Here is a 20642-nt window from a genome sequence, read left to right as displayed (position 1 = left end):
TTGGGTAAGTAGCTGAAGTTGCTAGGTAGTTAATCTTTTTATATCAACTACTTAGCTAAAAAATCCGATAAAATCTATGGTTAGCAAAATTAGCAATTTTTGCCAACTTTAGAAGCCATAGAAAAAACCGTTATTGGCATCTGTTAAATTCTTTAAGAATTTATATAAATTTGAGGACTTACTGAAGTTAGTGGCCCCCACACCAATAGCGTTAATTTGGACTTTTCGAAGTCTATTTTTGTCGGTGATATCCCTAACAATATCTTCAATACTATCAGGTGAAGTTGTTCGGCCTGACTTTGTTGGAGAGCCATCACTTAATAAGACAATATCTGTAAGTTGTGGATATTGGTCGATAACATATTTTAGGGCCGCTCTTGTCGGGGTAGCGCCAAGTGGCCTAAGTCCTGCTAGAAATTCATAGACTTCTTCTTTGATTTTTAAATCTCTAAGATCTTGGAGAACTCCCCATAGGGCATATTGAGAACTGCGATTCTTTCCAGGAAAGTAGATGATATCGACGTAGTAGTCCTTTCCCATTGAAGCAATAAGCATCTTAAGGCCTGCCTTAACTTGGCCAATACGATCATCTGTTGCCATTGATCCTGAAACATCAATGAGAAAGGCCACTCTCTTGCCTTTGAAATTAAAACCTACATCAGCATTCTTAACCGTTGGAGCTGGAGTCGGTTTTGGTTCTGGTTTTGGTTCTGGCTTGGCCTGCGGTGGGGTAATTTGAGCTGTTAGCTCTTTAATCACTTTCTTTTGATCCTGAGCAAGCTTTTCACATTGAGAAAGTGCTTGTGAATTATCAACGCAAACTTCTTTTGGAGTTTCTACTGTTGTAGGTGCTTCATTCTTTGGAACAACGATGAAGAGGATAATCACCGCTCCAAGTGCTCCTGAAAGTAAATCAAGAAATGAAATATTAAAAACGTCTATGGACTTTCTTTGGCGCATTATTTGCTTTCCTACATCTCAATCTTATTAACTAAGTTTTCAATTACATATTCTTTTGTTTTCATATGAAATTGATCAGTTGCTTTTTGCAAATCGTGAAAGAGCCACATAAGAATGATACTTAGGATTAGTGCAACAAGTGTTGTATCAAAGGCAACACCAAGAGTTGAAGTAATCAGTTGCATGTCTTTGGAGTTTGCTAGCATTAAAGCACTTGAGATACCAAGTACAGTACCAATAAAGCCAAGAGAAGGAATGGCCCATAGGAGATAGCGAATATTAGACTGTTCAGTTTCTGAGTTGTCTCGATGTAGGTCAGTTATAATATTAATGACCTCTAGAACTTCGGAAATATTTTTCGTTGATCGAAACTTAGCACAAGAATTTTTAATGAGCTGTGTGAGTAAAGTTTTCGAATACTTCTTTTCAAAGTCCTTAACTTTTTGTCCTATTTGAATGACATCGTCAGACATGAGTAAATGTTTTTCATCAGTAGGAAGGAGATTGGCCTTAAAATAAGACTTTTCAGCTTTAATTTGGGCCTTTAGTTCTTTTATTTCTGAAATTGACCAGAAGAATGCCATGTAAGTTAGCCACTGAATGTAGCCACCTTTGATGAAATTTCCGCCTAAGAGAATTAGCAATCTTGAAACCATTCCATCTTGTGGGAAAATACCAGACAGATACGCTCCGTTTAATACCGCCACAATAACACTGCTTATAACAACAGCTTGTCCAATGAGTTGCAATTCTTTCTTTTCTAGCATTGAATGACCTTTTACTCTAAAATTATAGATATATATTTAATTATTATAACTGACTTTAAAAGGATATAAATGGTGGGAAAAAATAGTGAAAATGAACCAGTAGGAGAACTATGTGTTCGCACGCTAACGATGCCTTGTGATACAAATCACAATGGTGATATCTTTGGAGGTTGGGTTCTTTCGCAAATGGATATCGCCGGTGCAATCTATTCTGGAAAGCGCTGTAATGGCCGTACGGCAACTATCGCAATTGAAGCAATGAAATTCATCCAACCAGTAGGAGTTGGGGATATCTTATGCTGTTACTGCTCAACTGTAAGAGAAGGAAACACATCTCTTGCTGTTAAAGTTGAAGCTTGGGTTATTCGCAAGTTTGAAACAGAAAGAGTTAGAGTGACGGATGGAATTTTCACATACGTGGCCATTGATGAAAATAAAAGGCCAAGAAGTATTAACTCAAAAACAATTCTCGAAAAATAAGGATTTCTATATGAGCGTAATTAACGTTGAGAATGTCTCTAAAAGTTATAGAGACCAAAAGGCATTATCGGACTTCTCTCTTACTGTAGAACATGGAGATGTCGTTGCTCTTTTAGGGCCAAATGGTGCTGGAAAAACAACTTTTGTAAAGTGTATGCTAAATCTTATAAGTGCAGATAGTGGCAATATTTCGATTTATGATATTGATTCAAATGATCCTATGTCTCGATCTCGCCTGGTTTACTTACCTGAAAAATTTACTTTCTATAGCTACTTCACTGTTGAAGAAACTCTTAAGTTCTTTGCTGAGTTTCACCAAGTTGAAAAGTCTCTTGTAAAAGAAAGAATTCAAGAAGCTTTAGGAAAACTATCAATTGGAGAGTTAGGAAAGAAGAAGCTTAGTGAATTATCAAAAGGCCAAATGCAGCGAGTAGGCTTATGTATTGCTATTGTTGCTGATAAAGATTTGATTATCTTAGACGAGCCATTCTCTGGGCTTGATCCAATCGGTATCAAAGATGTGAAGGATATCTGCCTTGAGCTTTCGAGCAAAGGTAAGACGATCTTAATTAACTCTCATATCCTTTCTGAAGTTGAGAAATTTGCAAAGAAGGTGATTATCTTAAATCACGGTCAAGTTAAGGCCCAGGGGCCTATTGATGAAGTACGTGGTGGTATGTCTCTAGAGGATCGTTTTTATACTCTTATTAAAGGGACTAAAGAGGAAAGTGGGGAAGTTCATGTTTAATTTAACGCTTATTAAAAATACAATTGAAAAAGAAGTTCGAAATAAATCAGTAATCTTTCTATTCATTATGACTGTTATTGTAATGTATCTAGGAGGAGTGCTAAGTAATACCCTTCAAATTGAAATTCAAGAATCTGGTTTTAGTACATATCTAGCAACCGCAAGTATGACAGTTGTTATTTGGATTATCAGTCTTAGTGCAAAGCTTGTCGCAGCTCTTATTTCGGCAAATATCTTTCGTAGTGATTTAGAAAGTGGAGTAATTTCTCAAATCTTAGCACTGCCAATTAAGCGCTCTTCATATGTTATCAATCGTATGCTTGGTGGAGCCGTTTTAAGTTTCCTTTATCTGATCTTCATTTTGATAATTGGGGTTATTATTCTTCTATCAAATGATCTTGTGCCAAAGGGTGTGGATTTCTCAATGGTGAAGATGGTTGCTTCACTAATTCCTCACTTCTTACAGATTTTGATTATTATGTTTGTGAGTTGTTTCTTCAGTTTATTCTTTAATAAAATTGGAACACTTCTACTAACTTGTTTTTATGTTCTGGCATCTGTTGGTGTTTATACTTATATCAAGGCGGGAAATCCAGCTCTTTCGGGGCTAAACCTTTCTTCAATATTCGGTTTTATCTTTTATTGGATGCTTCCAAGAATTGGTGAAATCTCAGGCCTTGCAGATATGCTATCGCTTGGGGCCGAACTTAATTTAGAAATTGTAAAAAGCTTTGTCTTTGGTTTTGTTCACTTAGTGGCAACTCTTGGGATTTGGGGACTAATCTTTAACTTTATTTTTAAAAGAAGATCATTTTAATGAGAAAATTGCTAATTATCCATTCAGATGAGCGCATCCAATCAAGTGTGAGAGAGTACTTAACAAATGAGTACTCTTTTGAAATTGATTGTCTTGCTAACTCATCACTAATTACGAATGCGGATGAATTAGCAACTTATGATGGGATCATTTGTGAGAATCGCTATGTCGATAGCGAAGGACGTAATATTGTTGGCGGTCAAAATTTGATAAATTTTATCATTGATCACTCGATAAAAAAGCCTGTTGTTATCTTAGGTGAGATGGAAATTGATTATGGGAGCTTTGTCTCTCTACCATCGAGATTTTCTCTCAGAGATATTAGTCTTCAACTAATTAAGAGTTTAAATATTACAGATGAGGAGTTAAGACATTTAAAGATGCCTGATTTTGTTAGTGTTGAAATTGCAAATTTCTATCAGCTCTCAAATCCATGCTGTGATATCTATATTAAAATGACAAAGACAGGTGTGGATCATTTTGTTAAAAGAATCTATGCCAATGACGTTCTTGATAAAGATATCGTAAGACGTTATGAAAATAATAATCTTTCGCACTTCTTTGTACAAAAAGAAGATTTCGAGAAATTAATGGGACAAATCTTATCTCAGTCTTTAACAAAGGTTGTGAAGGCCTTTAAAGAAGATAAGAAAATCATGGAAATTAGTAGTGATACTTTTGAAATTTCACAAAACCTTCTAAATGAAATTGGAATCACTCCACAAACAGTAAAGCTTGCTAAGACTTCTATTGTAGCTATGACAAAGACTGTAAGCGGCTCTAAGAAACTTTCAACACTTCTTCGCTCTCTTTTAGAGAATGAAACGACTTATGCGTTTAAAAGAAACTATCTAACTAGTTTGTTCTTTTATCAAATCATTCCAAATCTAGGATGGGGGCGAGGAGAACAACTAAAGCAAACGATGGATAAAGTTTGTTATATTTGTTTTTTCCACGACATCCTTCTACGTGAAGAGAAGCTTTTAAAGATCCACTCTCTTGATGATATGGCCTTCGTGGATTTAACAAATGAAGAAAAGAAGCTTGTGTTAGAGCACGCTAATATGACGACAACTCTCTTGCAGGAGATTTCAGGGATTCCAACTGGAATTGATGTTATTGTTCGCCAGCACCATGGTTCTCTAAATGGTGTAGGATTTCCAGATGTATACACATCAAATTTATCTCCTCTAGCGATATGTTTTATAGTCATTGAAAAATATGTTGTTGAGATACTCAAGTCTATTGAGGCAAAAGAAAAACTTAAATTGAATTCGATACTCCTAGAGCTTGATGAATTTTTTCATTTGAGCAGTTATCGTAAAATAATCTTCGAACTAAAAAGCCTAATAAATTGAAAAGGCAAATTTATAAAAAGGAAAACTAATGGAACAAAGAAAAGTTTGTATTATCACGGGATCACGTATTCCATTTGCAAGGTCTGGAACGACATATCAAGGTGTATCTAACAAAGAACTTATGACAGCTGCTCTTAAAGGTTTAGTAGATAAGATGAACCTAAAAGGCCAAGAAGTAGGTGAGGTCGTTCTTGGAGCTGTTAGTAAGCATGCTTATGATTTCTCTCTTGCACGTGAGTGTACAATTGAGTCAGGACTTTCTTTTCACACTCCTGCAACTGATATTCAAAAAGCGTGTGGCCTATCACTTGAGGCATCAAATATTATTGCAATGAAAATTGCTACAGGACAAATTGAGTGTGGAATTGCTGGTGGTGTTGATACGAATAGTGATATCCCCGTTGAGTTTTCAAAAAATTTCTCAGATGCTATGAGCCGTGCAAATTATGCTCGCTCAACAGGTGAGCGCGTGAAGGCTTTACTAAGTATTCGCCCGGCCGATCTAAAACCATCTTTCCCTGCGGTTAAGGAGCCTCGCACAGGTCTTTCAATGGGACAAAGTTGTGAGCTTATGGCCCAGCGTTGGCATATTGCTCGTAAGGACCAAGACCAACTTGCGTGGGAGTCTCATCAAAATGCTGAGCGTGCATACAATGAAGGTTTCTATAATGATCTTGTAGTGCCTTTTAAAGGCCTAGAGCGCGATGGAATTCTTAGAGCTAACACTACTGTCGAAAAGATGGGATCTCTTAGGACTGCATTTGAAAAGTCTGAGAAGGCAACTCTTACTGCGGCCAACTCTACTCCTTTAACAGACGGTGCTTCTTGTGTATTCCTATGTTCAGAAGAATATGCAAAAGAGCATAACCTTGAGGTTTCAGCATACTTTACTACTTGTCAGTCGGCAGCAGTTGATTTCATCGAAGAAGAAGGTCTTTTAATGGCCCCTGTTTATGCAGTTCCTAAGCTCTTAAAGCGTGCAGGACTTACTCTTCAAGATTTTGATTTCTATGAAATTCATGAAGCCTTTGCTGCTCAAGTTCTTTGTACACTGAAAGCTTGGGAAGATGAAGAGTTCTGTAAAACAAAGCTTGGCCTAGATGCAGCGCTTGGGTCAATTGACCGCTCAAAGCTAAACGTTAAAGGTGGCTCTCTTGCTCTTGGACACCCATTTGGTGCAACTGGTGCAAGAATTGTTGCAGGCCTTGCTAAAATGCTTCAAGAAAAAGGCGGCGGACGTGGACTAATCTCAATCTGTACAGCAGGTGGGATGGGCGTTGTTGCTATCGTTGAAAGATAAAATTGAATAAAAAAAGGCACCCATTGGGTGCCTTCTTTATTTATACTTTATTGTATGAATTATTTTTCAGTACAAGTTTCGTAGCAAAGGTTTCTTTGAGCTTCGTCTTGAACAAGAGCACACTCATCAAAACACCATGGCATTGACTTGTTACCTGATTGGTACATGTAGTTATCAATACAGTAGTCACGTACTGAATTGAAACATGTGTAGAAGTCTTCTTTGTTTGTTAACTCTTTACAAGTTTCTTGAGCTTCCATTGCACAAATTTTGATTTGGTTTGCGCTTGCATTTACTGAAATAAAAAGAGTCGCTGCTAGTAATAGTTTTTTCATATTTTTTCCCTCTAATGATTAAAGATCATAAACACATGAAGCTTTATTTCCTGTGATCTTTGCAAGTTCACTAAGGGCCGCTTCATATTGATATGAATTTAGTTTTCCATTTTCTTTTAAAGTATATTTTGATTTGTTATTACCTAGATCTTTCTCAGCTAGAACTTTGAAGTAGTCTGAGTAGATAATATTCTCAAGATCAACTAGGGCGTGATCCGAAATACGGGCCCAGTTGACGATGAGATTATATTGATGAAGCTTAGTATAGCCAGTGGCATAGTAAGCATTTTCGCAAATTTCTCTAATATTACTTGAAGCTTGTGTGTTTGATGTAACTGCAAACAGCATCGCTAGTGTTAAAATCACTGATTTCATTTATCTCTCCAATAGCATTGAGTGCCCACTTATAGCCAAGGGAAAACGAAAATTAAAGTGATTTTATGAGATATGTAATTTCTGCATGCTAGATGGCAAGCATGGATTCCACGAAGTGACGTACGCCCTGCGTTGCAACTTCTGCGATTGTTTCATCAAAGAGCTCAGCATTATTTGTCGGATGTGGATTAATCTCTAAACAATGAGCACCAGCGCTTTTTGCAATAGCAACAAAGTTTGCGGCCGGGTAGACAAGCCCTGAAGTACCTATTGAGACAAATAGATCGCAATTGAGTAGTGCCTGTTGAATTTCATCTAAGAAAAGCGGGACTTCACCAAACCAAACGATATGTGGCCTAAGATTTCCTTTGGTATGACAACATTGGCAGCGATCTTCGATGGTAAGGTCTTTAGTCCATTCATAGATTTTCTTGGTTTTCTTGCAGCGAATTTTTAGAAGTTGGCCATGCATATGAAAGATATTCTTTGAGCCGGCCCTTTCATGAAGATTGTCGACGTTTTGAGTGATAACCGTTGTATGAAAACTTCCTGTCTTTTCAAGTTCCGCAAGTGCTATGTGAGCATCATTTGGGTGAACTTCACCTGACTGTAACTGTCGTCTTCTTTGGTTGTAGAATTCGTGAACTAAATTTGGGTTATTGTTAAAGGCCAAGGGGGAGGCTACCTCGTAGATGTCGTGGTTTTCCCAGAGCCCATTTTGGTCACGAAAAGTCTTTAATCCCGACTCCTTAGAGATGCCAGCGCCTGTTAGTATACAAATATTTTTTATGCCAGCAAGGAGTGCTTGGTCTTTTAAAAATTTCATTAATTTATGGTAACATACTCTTGGTGAATACATAAAGTGAGGATTTTAGTGGACCCATTATCACAGGCAGTGCTCGGTTCGATGGCATCTCTTGGAGCGGCCAAAGTTAAAGCAAAAATGCGTCAAAAAACAAAAGATAGTAGTGACTCTAATGACTCTAATGACTCTAATGAATCTAAAGAAACGCCTAGTTTAAAGGTGATAGCTCTATGGGGTGCTCTTGCTGGGATGGCCGCTGACCTAGATGTCTTAATTCGTTCATCCTCTGATCCTCTATTTCATGTTCAGTTTCACAGGCATTTCACTCACTCTCTCTTCTTTATACCAATAGGGGCCTTAATCGTTAGTTTATTTCTTAAACTATTTCGTGTGCCTGTGAAAAGAAGTTATCTTTATACGTTTTGTGCCTATGCAACTCATGGGCTTCTTGATTCATTCACAAATTATGGAACTCAGCTTTTTTGGCCACTTTCTTCAACAAGAGTGGCGCTAAATACCGTTGCTGTCATTGATCCACTTTGTACTATCCCGCTCGTTATTCTTGTTATTCTTTGCCTTCGAACAAAGAATTTAAAATTTAATGATGCCGCCATTATTTATGTCATTGCTTTTATGTCACTTGGTTTTTATCAACGTGAGCGAGTTACTAATTTCCTAACGTCTAAGGGCCTTATTAATGAACAAACACAAAGGCAGATGATTAAGCCGACAATTTTTAATAATGTCATATGGCGAGGAATTGTCGTCGATCAAGATCAAGCAAAGTTTTATGCTGTTAAAAGTATTCCTTTTGGTAAGATTAAGCTTTATCCAAAAAGTGAGAGTGCATCGATTGTTAAAGAAAATGAAATTAAAAACCTTTTAAAGCACTATAAGTCTCAGAAGTTTCCTTATGACTATGAGAGGTTTAGAAGCTTCACTAGCGGTTATCTGCATTGGGGCCAAGATAATACAATTGTGGATTCACGCTACAGCATTCTTCCATATTCATCACAGGCCATGTGGGATATTAAATTTCATAAGGGAGAAGGGCACGTTGTCTTCAATACATCTCGTGCCGTTGATATTAATTCACGAAAAGAGTTCTTAAAGTTACTATTTGATTTCTAATAAGAAGGTCTCAATAGCACTAATATTCTCAGGCGCAATTTCGTGAGAGTTAATTTTAAAGCTTACATATTGAGCATTAGAGATCTTCTTTTTAAGTTCAATAAAGCTATTATGAGAGTTTTGAAATTCAACAACGGGGTCACCTTCATTATGTACTGAAAGATGATTAAAGCTTAAGTTTTCTCCAAGCTTATCAACTCTTGTATTTGCATTAATTGCAATTGAAGCATTTATTCCGGGTAGGTAGCTTGCCATAATTGGCGCAAGGTAGCCTCCCTGAGAGTATCCAATAATTATGACATCCTTAAAGTCAATTGCATTGGCCTTAAGATAGTTTCCAAGGGCCTGGATTGGTGTACTCATATCAATATAATATTTCTGTCTTGTGTGGTCGTAGAAATACCAACTATAGCGATAAGTAATTTCTTTAGGTCTAATCTTAGGAATTGGAAAAATCCCATTTGGAATAAGAATACGAAAGTTCTGTATAATCTCTGATGAAAATTTATCGACAATATTTTCTTTTATTTGTTCATTGTTTTGGGCAAAACCATGTAGGACTAAAAGAGTTTTTTGCGCTTTAGGATTGCCGACTTCAATAGAATCAATCGGGAGATTTGTACCAACATTTGTTCGACTAGTATTATTTTCCATATGTTTTATAATAGATGGAGCGAGGAGAATTTAAAAGTGAATTCTAAAATGCAGCATACATTCAAGGACGATGAAATCGATTTAGCAAAAGAGATTATTCTGGAGAATATATCATTCTTTGAATGGATGAATATGGAAAATCTTCTCATTTCAATAAAGAGTGAAGATCTAAGCCTTCTTGATGATGTAAATATGGAAGTCCTCGAAGCCTATCTCAATGAGTTTATTAGAGAAGGACTAGTGGAAGTGAAGCATGAGGCTAAGAATGAAGCTTTCTATCGTCGCGTGCAAATAAAGAAGAAGAAATTTTTAAAGTTCTTCTAGTAGCTTTCTACTTATCTTTCTATTTATCTTTCTAAAGAAAAATTGCCATAAATAACCAAAGCGCTCCAGCTGTTGAAAGTGGAATCGTTAGGTTGTCATCAATTTTAAAATCCATAAAGTCTACTGCTGTTACCACAAGGGAGCTGAAGATTGAAACGAGTGCTATCTTTATATTAAACTCATGGACATTTATAAGTACCATTAGGTGAATGGCAAGTGTGGCAATTAAGAAGGCCAAAGTTCCCTCAAGGGAGCGATTCGCTTTTAATTTAGTTTTACCAAAACGAATTCCAATGATTGCGCTTAATGGGTCACAAACAGCAAGAGTGAAGACGGCCACTAGTGAAATCGTTTTTGGAAAAGTTAAGATTGTAAGAAGTAGGCCCATAAGATACGGCATGGAAGCTGACTCTTTAAGTTGTTCCTCTGCACGTAAAAGGTAGCGGCTACCTAGCTTCATTAATTTATTTTCTGGATAGTTAATTCTTATCTGTTCAAGAATATAGAATACACATGTAGCAATACCAAGGATGTGAACAGCTTGGGCGTGAGTAAGAAAATGCTTATAGATCATTCCCGCAATAAGGCCCATCGAGAAGTGGAAAATCCTACGTGGCATATGTAGGTCTTTTCTTGTTTTCGTAATCTCTTCTTTTGTTTCTGATGAAACTTGTTCTGTAATATTCTTAGTCGATGTTTCCACATCGTTTTTTTCATTATTTGCAATTGTCGTATCCATATGTGCATCTTAACTCAGGTTGTTAATCCTGACAAAACTATTTTTTTAGTCCTGACAGACTGTTCGAGATAAAGTCTTTGGTGATTTTGAAGATTGATCGGCGATCCTGTCCATAACTATACTGCCCATCACTCAGGGACTCTAAAGAGACCTCTCCACTGCGTTTAAGGGCCTCTTTGAGGATAAGTGGCCCTGCAATTTCAAAGATGAATATACTGGAAATGATGGTCTGAAAGATTATACCACTTGTGATATGGGGGATTTTTTGAATGGTCATGGCAATAGCTATGGCCGTACCAGCATGTGAATAGAGGCAATGACCTAACATACTGTAATCATTGCTTTTTACTCGCTTTGCAAAGAAGCGATGGGCCACAAAAATAGATAGTGTTCGAATGACGATGTACATGATCACAAAGAGTGCGTCATCAGATATAAGCCCTGCAATATTGATATGGGTGCCAGCAAAGACAAAGAAAATGGCATAGAGTGAACTTCCAATATCTCTAACTGTCGTATGAATGAGGCGACCTTTTGAAGAAGCTTGGGTGACAGTAAAACCTAAAACTAACGATATCAAGAGTACATTCAACTTTAAGAAATAAGCGAGTGTTTGAGCAAAGAGAATCATTGTTATGATGGAAAAGAGAAAGTTACCAATCTTATTCTCAAAATTTTCAAGCCAAGTAAGAAGAAGTCCCAGTACAACTCCTATTGCAATTGATCCGATCACTTCTTTGGCCATGGAAAGTAGTGACTGATAAGCAGAGGCAGAGGAAGGCCACAGGTCTGTTGCTTCAAAAATTGAAGTTAAAAATAAACTCCCAACAATTGTTAGTCCAGTGACTACGGCCAAGTGAATCATGATAGCATCAGTAATTGGGCCATGTGTGTTGTATTCTTTCATTACTAGTACTGTTGTAGGGGGAGCCGCTTCGATACTTATAATTCCAAGCATTGAGGATATTATAAAAATATTTGTAAAGGAGAGTCCGGTAAAGATGGCAAGACAAGTGGCAAAGAGAACACTGCTAATCGAGAACATCAGAAAAACTTTAAGGTGAGTTTCTTTAATTATTTCATTGCTTAAGCGCCTTAAGAGATACTTGTTAAATTCCCCGCCAATATTAAAGAGAATAAGTCCTAGTGCAAGGTCTGAAAGATAATTAGTTTTTTCAAGAAATTCGTGAGTAATTAGCCCTGTGACATATGGCCCTAGAATAATCCCTAGCATAATAAAACCACTGACCTTAGGGATTCCTATAAATTTAGTAAAACGTGCTACCACAAGACATAGCAGAAGGCACAGGCCTAGAATTGGAATAACGGCCTGGGTATCTGTTAAATCGATGAAGTCGAACACATTTAACCTCGCTCATTGGCTTTGTTGAAATTTAACGCACACAGACGCTAGATCAAACTTAAGAGGTATAAAGATGCGTTAATAATATTAAGTTTTTTACAACTAAGGATGTAAATGGCTACAATAGAGCTATCAATTATTTAACGAGGTTGTTCATTTGAAGAAGAAAATCTATTTCACACTTTTTATTCTCGCAATTATTGCAGGTCTTCTAGGTTGGGGAATTTTAAATTATCCAAAGTCTGATGGGACTCGCTCGGGTAAATTAGTGCGAATCACAAAGAAAGGTGTCTTCTTTAAAACTTATGAAGGAACGCTAGATCTTGGAAGTGGTGATCGACTGACGTGGGGATTTTCTGTTCATGATAAAGCGCTTGGCGAACAATTAATTGCTCAGGCCGGAAAGAATGTAAAACTTGAGTACAAAGAACTCTTTTTTAAATTTTTCTATGAAACAAATAATGTCGTTGATGGCTGGTCAATAGTTGAGAGCCCAGAAGATAATGTCTTTCTATGTCGCTTAGTTCGTATCCTTCAAGAAAACTCTTCAATTGTTGAGTATTTAAGACCTCGAATTCAAGAACAGGATAGTGAACTACTTCAGCGCATGCGAGAGTGTAAGTAGTTTAGCTGGCCTTCGAAGTTGGCAGTTTGGAATTACGCCATGTCAAATCAGGGCCATGGCAAGAATTTCACTTCTCAATAGAGTAGTTTTGTAAGAGCTTAATATTACAGGACTTTATGAATGGCTTCTTGAGTTTATTCTGCTAAATACTAAAAATTGTTAAGAAAATTAACTTTATGTCGATAAACTTGTTTGAGTAAGTAAAATTATTTAACAGGTTTGATATCGATGCACGTTTTTCTCCTTCTATTAGCAATAGCTTTTAGCTCCTGTTCGAAAATTAAGTACTCTATCGTTGGTGATGGAGCTATCACAATTCCGACAGTTTCTTTATTGGATTCAGACTCTAGTAGCCCCGAAATTAGTAATGACTTAACTGTTGGGCTTAATATCACCAACACAAGTGGCGCTACAAAGTATTGTGTTTCAGAATCTCAGACAACTCAGCCTACAGATACACTAACTTGTAACGGAGGAGCGTGGACACCTGCCCCTCCTGCGACTTATACATTTTCTCCTGGAGAAGGTAGTCGCGACCTGTATGTTTGGACAGCAAATAGTGGTGATGAAGTTTCAGAAGATCCTATTATTGGAACCATTGAAGTTGATACCGTAGCACCATCTACTGCAATCACAACTCCTCCCGCTACTGTTATTGATGAAACGAATCAAACGAATTTTACTTTAGCGGGAACTTGTAGTGAAGATGGTGGTGAAGTTCATTTATCAAATGCAATAACAGCAACAACTACTTGTTCTGGTGGGAGTTGGAGCGTTGATGTCGATACATCAGCAATCCCTAATGGCAGTCTGGATTTTGATGTTGTCTATACTGATAGCGCTGGAAACTCCTCTGCTCAAGAAACGATTACTCTGACAAAAAATGTTTCGATGCCAGATCCTACAATCACGATGGCAACGAGTGACTCAAATGATTTAACAGTAGGCCTTAGCATTGGTAATGATACTTATGCAACGATGTGGTGTTTATCTGAATCACAGTCTACAAAGCCAGCGGATACTTCTACTTGTAGTGGCGGTAGTTGGGTGACGACTGAGCCTACTGATTTTACCTTTTCAGCAGGAGCAGATGGATCAAGAACTGTTTATATTTGGACCGCTACAACTGGTGAGTATATTAATGATAATCCCATTAGTGCGACAATAAATTATGATACTTCAATTCCAAGTGTGACTATTACAAACACAGCAGGTGAAGTCTTTGGCCCAAGTGCTACATTATCAGGAACGTGTACAGAAGATGGTAGCGTGACTTTAAGTGGAAATGTCGTAACCAAGTCAACTGCATGTACAGGAGGCAATTGGAGCGATACCTTTGATTTTAGCTCTCAAGCAGATGGAGCTGTAACCGTAAGTGCAACAGTTACTGATAGTGCTGGAAATACCTCAAGTGCTGAATCTAAAAACTTCTCAAAAACTTCCAGCTACTTACACTCACTAAATCTCGATACAATTAATAGTTATGATATTGCTTTAAGCTACGCTGTTATCAATACAACAAATCTACAAACATATAAGTATCACCTTGTGACGGGAGCAATTGCCCCTAGTGATTGTTCTGCAGGAATTGACTTTGGTAATACAAACTTAACTCAAAATATATCGTCACTTAATCCTTCGACTCAATATAGTTTAACGGTTTGTTATATTGATACTTCAAATAATACGATCGGGCAGCAGGCCCAGACATTCACAACAGCAGCAATCGCTTCATCTGGAACTGGCCTTGTTTGTTCAGGTGGAGGAGATGTAAACACAACTTGTTATGTAAATGATCTACAAACAATGGCGGATTCAACAGTCATTTATATTCCAGGAAATCTCGTTATTCAAAGTGGAGGAGACATCTCTTCAAATGCTCTTGAAAAAATAATTATGCAAGTTGATGGAAATGTCACAATTGAATCTGGTGGAAAAATTTCTGCAAACCTAACTCTTCTAAGTACAACTACTCTTGATATCCAGGCAGGTGCAAGTATTGATGTTTCAAGCAAAGGTTATGCTGGTGGAGCAAGTGGTGCTGCAAATGGAAGTGGGCCTTCAGGTGGTCTAGGACATTCAAATACAAGTGCTGATCCAGGTGGTGCTGGACACGCTGGAGCTGGTGGGGATGGCCGCTCAAGTGGTGGGACAACTGTTTATGGTTCAAGAACTGAGCCTGTTGATTTCGGTTCTGGCGGTGGTGCTGGTGATGATCAATCAGGTGGTGCCGGTGGTGGTGTCGTAAAAATAATAACAACAAACTTAAATATTGATGGAAATATACTTGCTCAAGGTGGAGCAGGTGTTCAAACTTGTTGTGACCAAGGAGCTGGTGGCTCTGGTGGGTCACTATGGATTATTTCTCAAAATACAATTACTGGTGGCGGTAGTGTTTCTGTTAATGGTGGATCTGCTGGTGCAATTGATGGTGCACAAGGGACAGGTGCTGGAGCAGCTGGACGATTAGCAATTTATCAAAACACTGGTGTTTATACATTTAATGGAACCATTGGTGTTTCTGGCGGAAGTGTCGGTACTCGCGCATCAGATGGTAGCTTCTATTTAGGTCTTACAAGCAATGATCAACTTTGTGATAGTGGAAATTTTTCTTCAACATGTATTATCAATACTTCTAAAGTTATCGGTGGTGACATAAATCTCACAAGCGGAAATTTAACAATTGATACAACCGGAAACGTAAGTGTTAAGGGCCTTGACTCTGACTTCACTTTTAATAATGCTGGCGGAGATTTCACAATTGCTACTGGTGGGCTTTTATCAATGGATGCAATGACGGCCATTAGTAATATTGTTGCTAATAATTTTAATATGGCCGGAACGCTAAACGCTAATATTTCAGAATCAACTATTTCTAATGCAACGATCACTGGTACCATTAATGTAAATAGTAAAGGCTACTTTGGTGGTCGTGCTATGGGCAATGGTGGAGGACCTGCTGGCGGTATTGGAACAGATGATAATGGTGGTGGCGGTGGTCATGCTACAGATGGTTTCAATGGTAACGCAGGGACGGCCGGTGCTCCTGCATATGGTTCAATTAGTGCTCCTGTCGATTATGGTTCAGGTGGAGGTGCTGGTGGTTCACGTATTGGTGGAAGCGGTGGTGGTGCCGTTAAGTTAAGCGTTACAAATACTTTAGAAATTTCTGGAACAATTTCTGCTAATGGTGGCAATGGCCAAGAAAATAGTGATATCTCAGGTGGTGGTGCTGGTGGTTCAATTTGGCTAACTGCTGATAAATTAATTTTAGCTGCAACACTAACGGCTACTGGTGGAACTTCTGGTCATACCAACTCCGCTGCCAATGGTGCTGGAGGACGAATTTCAATTATTGCAAATCAGGCAACTGTTAATGCAAATGTTAGCCACCTTGCTGGACGTGGAGTTGCAGAGGGAACGGCCTATGTAAATATTCCAAATATTTATCCAAATTGTAGTGGTGGCGGTGATGTTCTAACAACGTGTTATATCAATGATACTCAAACACTCATGGCCAATGTAACTTATACGATTTTAGGAAATTTAACTCTTCAAAGTGGTGCTCTTGTTCAAACTCCTGATGCTACAAGTATTGAACTTAATATTGGAAGTAATCTTGTGATTGAATCTGGCGCAACACTTGCGGCCAACATAACAGAACTTACGGCCACATCTATTGATATCCAAACTGGTGGTGCGATTAATCTAGATGGTCGAGGATACACTGGTGGACGTGATGGCGGTGCTGATGGGAAGGGGCCATCTGCAGGTTTAGGCAATGGTACTGACGAATCAGGTGGTGGAGGCCACGCTTCTGTTGGAGAAAACGGAGAGAATGCTTCAACAGCTGGTGGTAGCGTTATCTACGGTGTAGCTAGTGCTCCAATTGAATATGGTTCTAGTGCTGGGGCATCAAATGGTTACGATGGTGGAGATGGTGGTGGTGCCATTAAAATTATTACAGATAATCTAACGGTTAATGGCTCATTAACGGCCAATGGTACAGACGGTGCTTCTGGCTCAATCTATGCGGCAGGTGGTGGAGCTGGTGGTTCAATCTGGCTTCAAGTAAGCAATTCTTTTACTGGATCGGGGATGATTACTGCTGCTGGTGGTGCTGGTAAGGTTTATAGCTTTGGTGCAGGAAGTGGTTCTGGTGGCCGAATTGCCATTGAGTATAATGGTTCTTCTTATGACTTCTCTGGAAATGTTTTTACGTCAGGTGGTATTGGAAAGAAAAGGGCCGGAGATGGAACATTTTATTTAGCTCTAGGAAATCCTTCTTCAATTTGTGATAGTGGTGATCTGGTTTCAACTTGTTATATAAATGAAAATAAGACGATTGGTGCAAACTATACGATTACTGCAAATAACTTAGAGATCGCAGATAGTGTCTCGCTTTCTGTTGATGGCCTTAACCCTGGTATCGCAGTTGATCTAACTGGTAACTTAACTCTTAAGCCAAATTCTCGTATTACATATATTGCCAATGCTCGTGGTATTGAACTGCTTGCAGATGGAAATGTGACATTAGAAGCAAATGCAATGGTTCTAGCTAATCTCACAAATCTTGAGGCCCAAACACTTGAACTTCAAGCAGGATCAAGCCTCAATGCAAAAGGGCTTGGTTATCGTGGTGCCGGTCTTGGCTATCAAGAAGGATTTGGGATCTCTCCTGGACTTTCAAATAATACAGATGAAGCTGGTGGTGGTGCTCACGCCTCTGTTGGTGGAAACGGAGAAGGCGCAGCAACGCTAGGTGGACAATCTCCATATGGTAGTGAAACTAATCCTGTTGACTATGGTTCAGGTGGTGGAGCTTCTAAGAATATTTCTGGTGGTAATGGTGGTGGGGCCATTAAGATTGTGGCCAACGATATTATTCTAAATGGTAATATCCTGGCACAAGGAAATGACGGAGCAACTACTTCTATTTATGCTTCAGGTGGTGGTGCCGGAGGTTCTGTTTGGATTCAAGCGGCCAATTCAATTATTGGTAGTGGAAATATTCTTGTTTCTGGTGGTGAAGGTAAATTGTATTACTACGGAAGTGGTAGTGGTTCTGGTGGAAGGCTTTCAATTGAACTTGCAGGTAGCAACTATAACCTAACAGGTGTTGTTAATACTAATGGTGGCTCTAGTAGTAAGCACGGAGGCCCTGGAACATTTCACTTAGGACTTTCAACTAATGATGCTATTTGTGATAGTGGTAATTTTGCAACTACTTGTACAATTGCTGCAACTAAGCCATTAGGAAATAATATTTCTCTTACTGGTGCGAATCTTATTCTATCTCCAAGTGCAGGGCTTGCAATTCAAGGCCATAATGGAAATTTCTCAATCGATTTAACTGGAAGTCTAAGCCTTCAAGCTGGCTCAAGTATTTCTTATACAGAATATCTTCGATCGATTTCAATTGCGGCCGACACGGCCATAACAATTGCGAATGGATCATCAATTAATGCGAACCTATCTCTTCTTGAAACATCTGCTTTTGATCTTCAATCTGGTGGCCTAATAAGTGCTGTTGGACTCGGTTACTATGGTTCTAGAAATCGCCTTGAAGAAGGTTTTGGGCCATCGCCTGGACTCACAAATAGTAATGATGAAGCTGGGGGCGGGGCGCACGGTGGAAATGGTGGTAATGGTGAAAACGCAACATCGACTGCTGGTGGTAATAGTCCATATGGTAGCTTAACTGCTCCAATCACTTTTGGTTCAGGTGGTGGTTCATCTGGAAATTACCGAGGTGGTAATGGTGGTGGTGCCATCAAAATTATTGCTGATACAGTTAATGTCGATGGTGAGATTAAGGCCGACGGAAATGCTGGTGCAGGTGCAAGTATTTACGCTGGTGGTGGTGGTGCGGGTGGTTCCGTTTGGATTACTGCTAACACAAGCTTTACTGGTACAGGAGATATTCAGGCCAAAGGTGGTAACTCTGGTGGACGTGGTGCTGGTTCAGGATCAGGTGGTCGCTTATCAGTTGATATCACTACTTCAAGTAATACATTTTCTGGAATATTCAACTATGGGCCTGGTACTTCAACTCATCCAGGTGATTTTGGAACTTTATATTTAGCTTATACAACATTAGACCAATTCTGTGATGTTGGAACAAGTGGAACGACTTGTGAAATTAACAATGCCAAATGGCTACCGAGTGATCTCTTTGCAGGTAACTTAACTATAAATAATGATATTTATCTCTATGATAGCGCTACAAATATTAACGTTACTGGAGATCTGCTTGTAAAATCTGGTGCAACGATTCAATCTCAAAATCGTGACAAGTACACTTTTGATATTTCTGGAAATGCAACGATTGAAGCCGGTGCCACGATGAAGGTTAACCTTGCAGATTTTATTGCAACAAATCTCGATCTTGCAGGAACAGTTGATGTTTCACAAAGAGGTTATACGAGTACATCTGGACCTGGTGGAGGTAAAGACTCTAGTGGTGGAAATAATCATGGCGGTGCTGCTAGTTACGGAAGTATTGGTGGCCAAGGTTATAGTGCCAACACTTGGGGTAATCTTTATGGAGATGAAACTGCACCAACTGATTTCGGTTCTGGTGGTGGACGTCATGCTCATGCTGCCGGTGGTGACGGTGGTGGTGCCGTTAAGTTTTCTATTTCAAACCTAACAAATTTTACGGGCGCTATTTTATCTAATGGTGGAAATGGTACTTATATATCAGGAAACTATGGTTCAGGTGGTTCTGGTGGTTCAATTTGGATCAACACTGGTTCAATTACTGGAAATGGATCAATGGCCGCTCAAGGTGGTTCTGCAAGTGGATCTTCAAGTGGACATGGTGGCGCGGGTCGAATTGCTATTACGATGACAGACATTAGTGGTGTCTATCAATATGGTGGAACAATTGATATGAAAAATAATGATCGTGGAATTGATGAAGGTTCATTCTATGTATCATTAATGGATCAGGACTCAATTTGTACAACAGGTGACTTTGCCTCAACTTGTACCGTTAGTAACGACCTAACTCTAGGTGGTGTACAAAGCTTTACTGGTGCCGGAAACTTTATTCTTGATACAGCGATGACTCTTAGAGTTTATGGAAATAATACTGATGTAGGTTTTGATATTAGTGGGAATTTCTCAACAGCAACTTCTAGTTTAATTTCTGCAAGTAAGGATATTTCTCAAATCCATTCAGGTGGTGTTGTCACTTTTGATGGAGCTGTTGAAGCTGGTCTTCCTGATGTCTACGCTGTTGGTGATATTAATGTGAATGCTTCTATTTCTTCTCTTGGTAAAGGGGAGCTTCCTGGCCGAATTGGTCATAATGGATATGGAGTGGCAGGTGGACTTGCCTGTTCTAGTGGAAATAATCCGGCCGGAGCGGGAGGACACGCTGGTGCCGGTGGTGATGGTTATTGTACCAATAGTGGAATTACATATGGTAGTGCAACTGAGCCAAATACTCCGGGCTCTGGTGGTGGAAGTGATGACTCGGGAGATTACAGTGGTGGTGCTGGTGGTGGTGTCATCTGGTTAGTTTCAGATGCTAATGTAAATATCTCCGCTGCAGTCGATTCAAATGGTGTTAACGGAAATCTCTCTGGTGCAACAGGTGGCTCTGGTGCTGGTGGTTCGGTTTATGTAAAGGGCCTTACTTGTGATGGTAGTGGAAATATATCAACAATTGGTGGATCAAATACGACTGGCTTCCGCGGTTCAGGTGGCGGTGGTGGTCGCATCCATGTAAATTGTGGAACGAATAATTGGCTCGGTTTAGCTGACGCATCAGGTGGTCTTGGTGCCGATGCTAGTCGTAATGGTGGAGTCGGTAGCATTGACTATACAGTCATTCCATAAATATATGTATTGG

17 protein-coding genes are annotated in these 20642 nt (G+C 39.0%); 9 read left to right on the top strand and 8 right to left on the bottom strand.

Features of this window, described 5'->3' with window-relative positions; translation table 11 throughout:
• Window positions 1–108 precede the first annotated feature (108 nt).
• Together ABMA70_RS02975 and ABMA70_RS02970 are read right to left on the bottom strand one after the other, a co-directional pair.
• Window positions 109–960, bottom strand: coding sequence for a vWA domain-containing protein (locus tag ABMA70_RS02975; protein WP_103217488.1), 852 nt, complete (start codon window positions 958–960; stop codon window positions 109–111).
• 11 nt (window positions 961–971) lie between these two features.
• The gene (locus ABMA70_RS02970) at window positions 972–1727 is read right to left on the bottom strand and encodes a MotA/TolQ/ExbB proton channel family protein (protein WP_103217487.1); all 756 of its coding nucleotides are present in this window, start codon (window positions 1725–1727) and stop codon (window positions 972–974) included.
• Between the two features lie 72 nt (window positions 1728–1799).
• Here ABMA70_RS02970 and ABMA70_RS02965 point away from each other — a divergent pair, with 72 nt between their 5' ends.
• From ABMA70_RS02965 to ABMA70_RS02945, 5 genes are read left to right on the top strand one after another with little or no spacing between them, the layout of a single operon-like run.
• Window positions 1800–2207, top strand: coding sequence for an acyl-CoA thioesterase (locus ABMA70_RS02965; protein WP_393022116.1), 408 nt, complete (start codon window positions 1800–1802; stop codon window positions 2205–2207).
• A 10-nt stretch (window positions 2208–2217) separates the two neighbouring features.
• Window positions 2218–2955 (top strand): ABC transporter ATP-binding protein, encoded by a 738-nt coding sequence (locus ABMA70_RS02960; protein WP_158246834.1) that lies wholly within the window; start codon window positions 2218–2220, stop codon window positions 2953–2955.
• Window positions 2948–3772 carry an ABC transporter permease subunit gene (locus ABMA70_RS02955; RefSeq protein WP_392991640.1) on the top strand — a complete coding sequence of 275 codons (825 nt, stop codon included), beginning with the start codon at window positions 2948–2950 and terminating at the stop codon, window positions 3770–3772. The genes ABMA70_RS02960 and ABMA70_RS02955 overlap by 8 nt, the downstream gene beginning before the upstream one ends.
• Window positions 3772–5130: a hypothetical protein gene (locus ABMA70_RS02950; RefSeq protein ID WP_392991642.1), complete on the top strand. Its 1359-nt coding sequence runs from the start codon at window positions 3772–3774 to the stop codon at window positions 5128–5130. The genes ABMA70_RS02955 and ABMA70_RS02950 overlap by 1 nt, the downstream gene beginning before the upstream one ends.
• A 28-nt stretch (window positions 5131–5158) precedes the next feature.
• Window positions 5159–6430 carry an acetyl-CoA C-acetyltransferase gene (locus ABMA70_RS02945; protein WP_392991644.1) on the top strand — a complete coding sequence of 424 codons (1272 nt, stop codon included), beginning with the start codon at window positions 5159–5161 and terminating at the stop codon, window positions 6428–6430.
• A 59-nt stretch (window positions 6431–6489) separates the two neighbouring features.
• Here the strand turns inward: ABMA70_RS02945 and ABMA70_RS02940 are convergent, their stop codons facing one another.
• The 3 genes from ABMA70_RS02940 to ABMA70_RS02930 form a co-directional block, all read right to left on the bottom strand.
• Window positions 6490–6765 (bottom strand): hypothetical protein, encoded by a 276-nt coding sequence (locus ABMA70_RS02940; RefSeq protein WP_021266765.1) that lies wholly within the window; start codon window positions 6763–6765, stop codon window positions 6490–6492.
• Window positions 6766–6783: 18 nt separating this feature from the next.
• A complete protein-coding gene (locus ABMA70_RS02935) occupies window positions 6784–7140 on the bottom strand; it encodes a hypothetical protein (RefSeq protein WP_103217480.1) in 357 nt (118 codons plus the stop codon).
• 88 nt (window positions 7141–7228) lie between these two features.
• Complete coding sequence (locus ABMA70_RS02930) at window positions 7229–7966, bottom strand: NAD-dependent deacylase (protein WP_392991645.1); 738 nt, start codon at window positions 7964–7966, stop codon at window positions 7229–7231.
• Window positions 7967–8014: 48 nt separating this feature from the next.
• Between ABMA70_RS02930 and ABMA70_RS02925 the strand changes: the two genes are divergently transcribed.
• Window positions 8015–9076, top strand: coding sequence for a metal-dependent hydrolase (locus ABMA70_RS02925; protein WP_392991647.1), 1062 nt, complete (start codon window positions 8015–8017; stop codon window positions 9074–9076).
• On the opposite strand, the gene ABMA70_RS02920 is transcribed toward ABMA70_RS02925, so the two are convergent.
• Window positions 9062–9730 carry an acyl-CoA thioester hydrolase/BAAT C-terminal domain-containing protein gene (locus ABMA70_RS02920; protein WP_103217477.1) on the bottom strand — a complete coding sequence of 223 codons (669 nt, stop codon included), beginning with the start codon at window positions 9728–9730 and terminating at the stop codon, window positions 9062–9064. The genes ABMA70_RS02925 and ABMA70_RS02920 overlap by 15 nt on opposite strands.
• A 36-nt stretch (window positions 9731–9766) precedes the next feature.
• Here ABMA70_RS02920 and ABMA70_RS02915 point away from each other — a divergent pair, with 36 nt between their 5' ends.
• Window positions 9767–10054 carry a hypothetical protein gene (locus tag ABMA70_RS02915; protein WP_146037820.1) on the top strand — a complete coding sequence of 96 codons (288 nt, stop codon included), beginning with the start codon at window positions 9767–9769 and terminating at the stop codon, window positions 10052–10054.
• Window positions 10055–10085: 31 nt separating this feature from the next.
• Here the strand turns inward: ABMA70_RS02915 and ABMA70_RS02910 are convergent, their stop codons facing one another.
• Together ABMA70_RS02910 and ABMA70_RS02905 are read right to left on the bottom strand one after the other, a co-directional pair.
• Complete coding sequence (locus ABMA70_RS02910; RefSeq protein WP_392991650.1) at window positions 10086–10793, bottom strand: diacylglycerol/polyprenol kinase family protein; 708 nt, start codon at window positions 10791–10793, stop codon at window positions 10086–10088.
• 37 nt (window positions 10794–10830) lie between these two features.
• Complete coding sequence (locus tag ABMA70_RS02905; protein ID WP_392991652.1) at window positions 10831–12156, bottom strand: cation:proton antiporter; 1326 nt, start codon at window positions 12154–12156, stop codon at window positions 10831–10833.
• A gap of 157 nt (window positions 12157–12313) precedes the next feature.
• On the opposite strand from ABMA70_RS02905, the gene ABMA70_RS02900 reads away from it, so the two are divergent.
• Together ABMA70_RS02900 and ABMA70_RS02895 are read left to right on the top strand one after the other, a co-directional pair.
• Window positions 12314–12781, top strand: coding sequence for a hypothetical protein (locus ABMA70_RS02900; protein WP_103217473.1), 468 nt, complete (start codon window positions 12314–12316; stop codon window positions 12779–12781).
• 228 nt (window positions 12782–13009) lie between these two features.
• Window positions 13010–20629: a beta strand repeat-containing protein gene (locus tag ABMA70_RS02895; RefSeq protein ID WP_392991654.1), complete on the top strand. Its 7620-nt coding sequence runs from the start codon at window positions 13010–13012 to the stop codon at window positions 20627–20629.
• Window positions 20630–20642 lie beyond the last annotated feature (13 nt).

Origin of the sequence: Halobacteriovorax sp. XZX-3 (assembly GCF_043196495.1) — a bacterium.
Taxonomy (GTDB): Bacteria; Bdellovibrionota; Bacteriovoracia; order Bacteriovoracales; family Bacteriovoracaceae; genus Halobacteriovorax_A.
The sequence above is the reverse complement of the archived record's forward strand: the minus strand, read 5'-3'. Positions and strand labels throughout refer to the sequence as shown.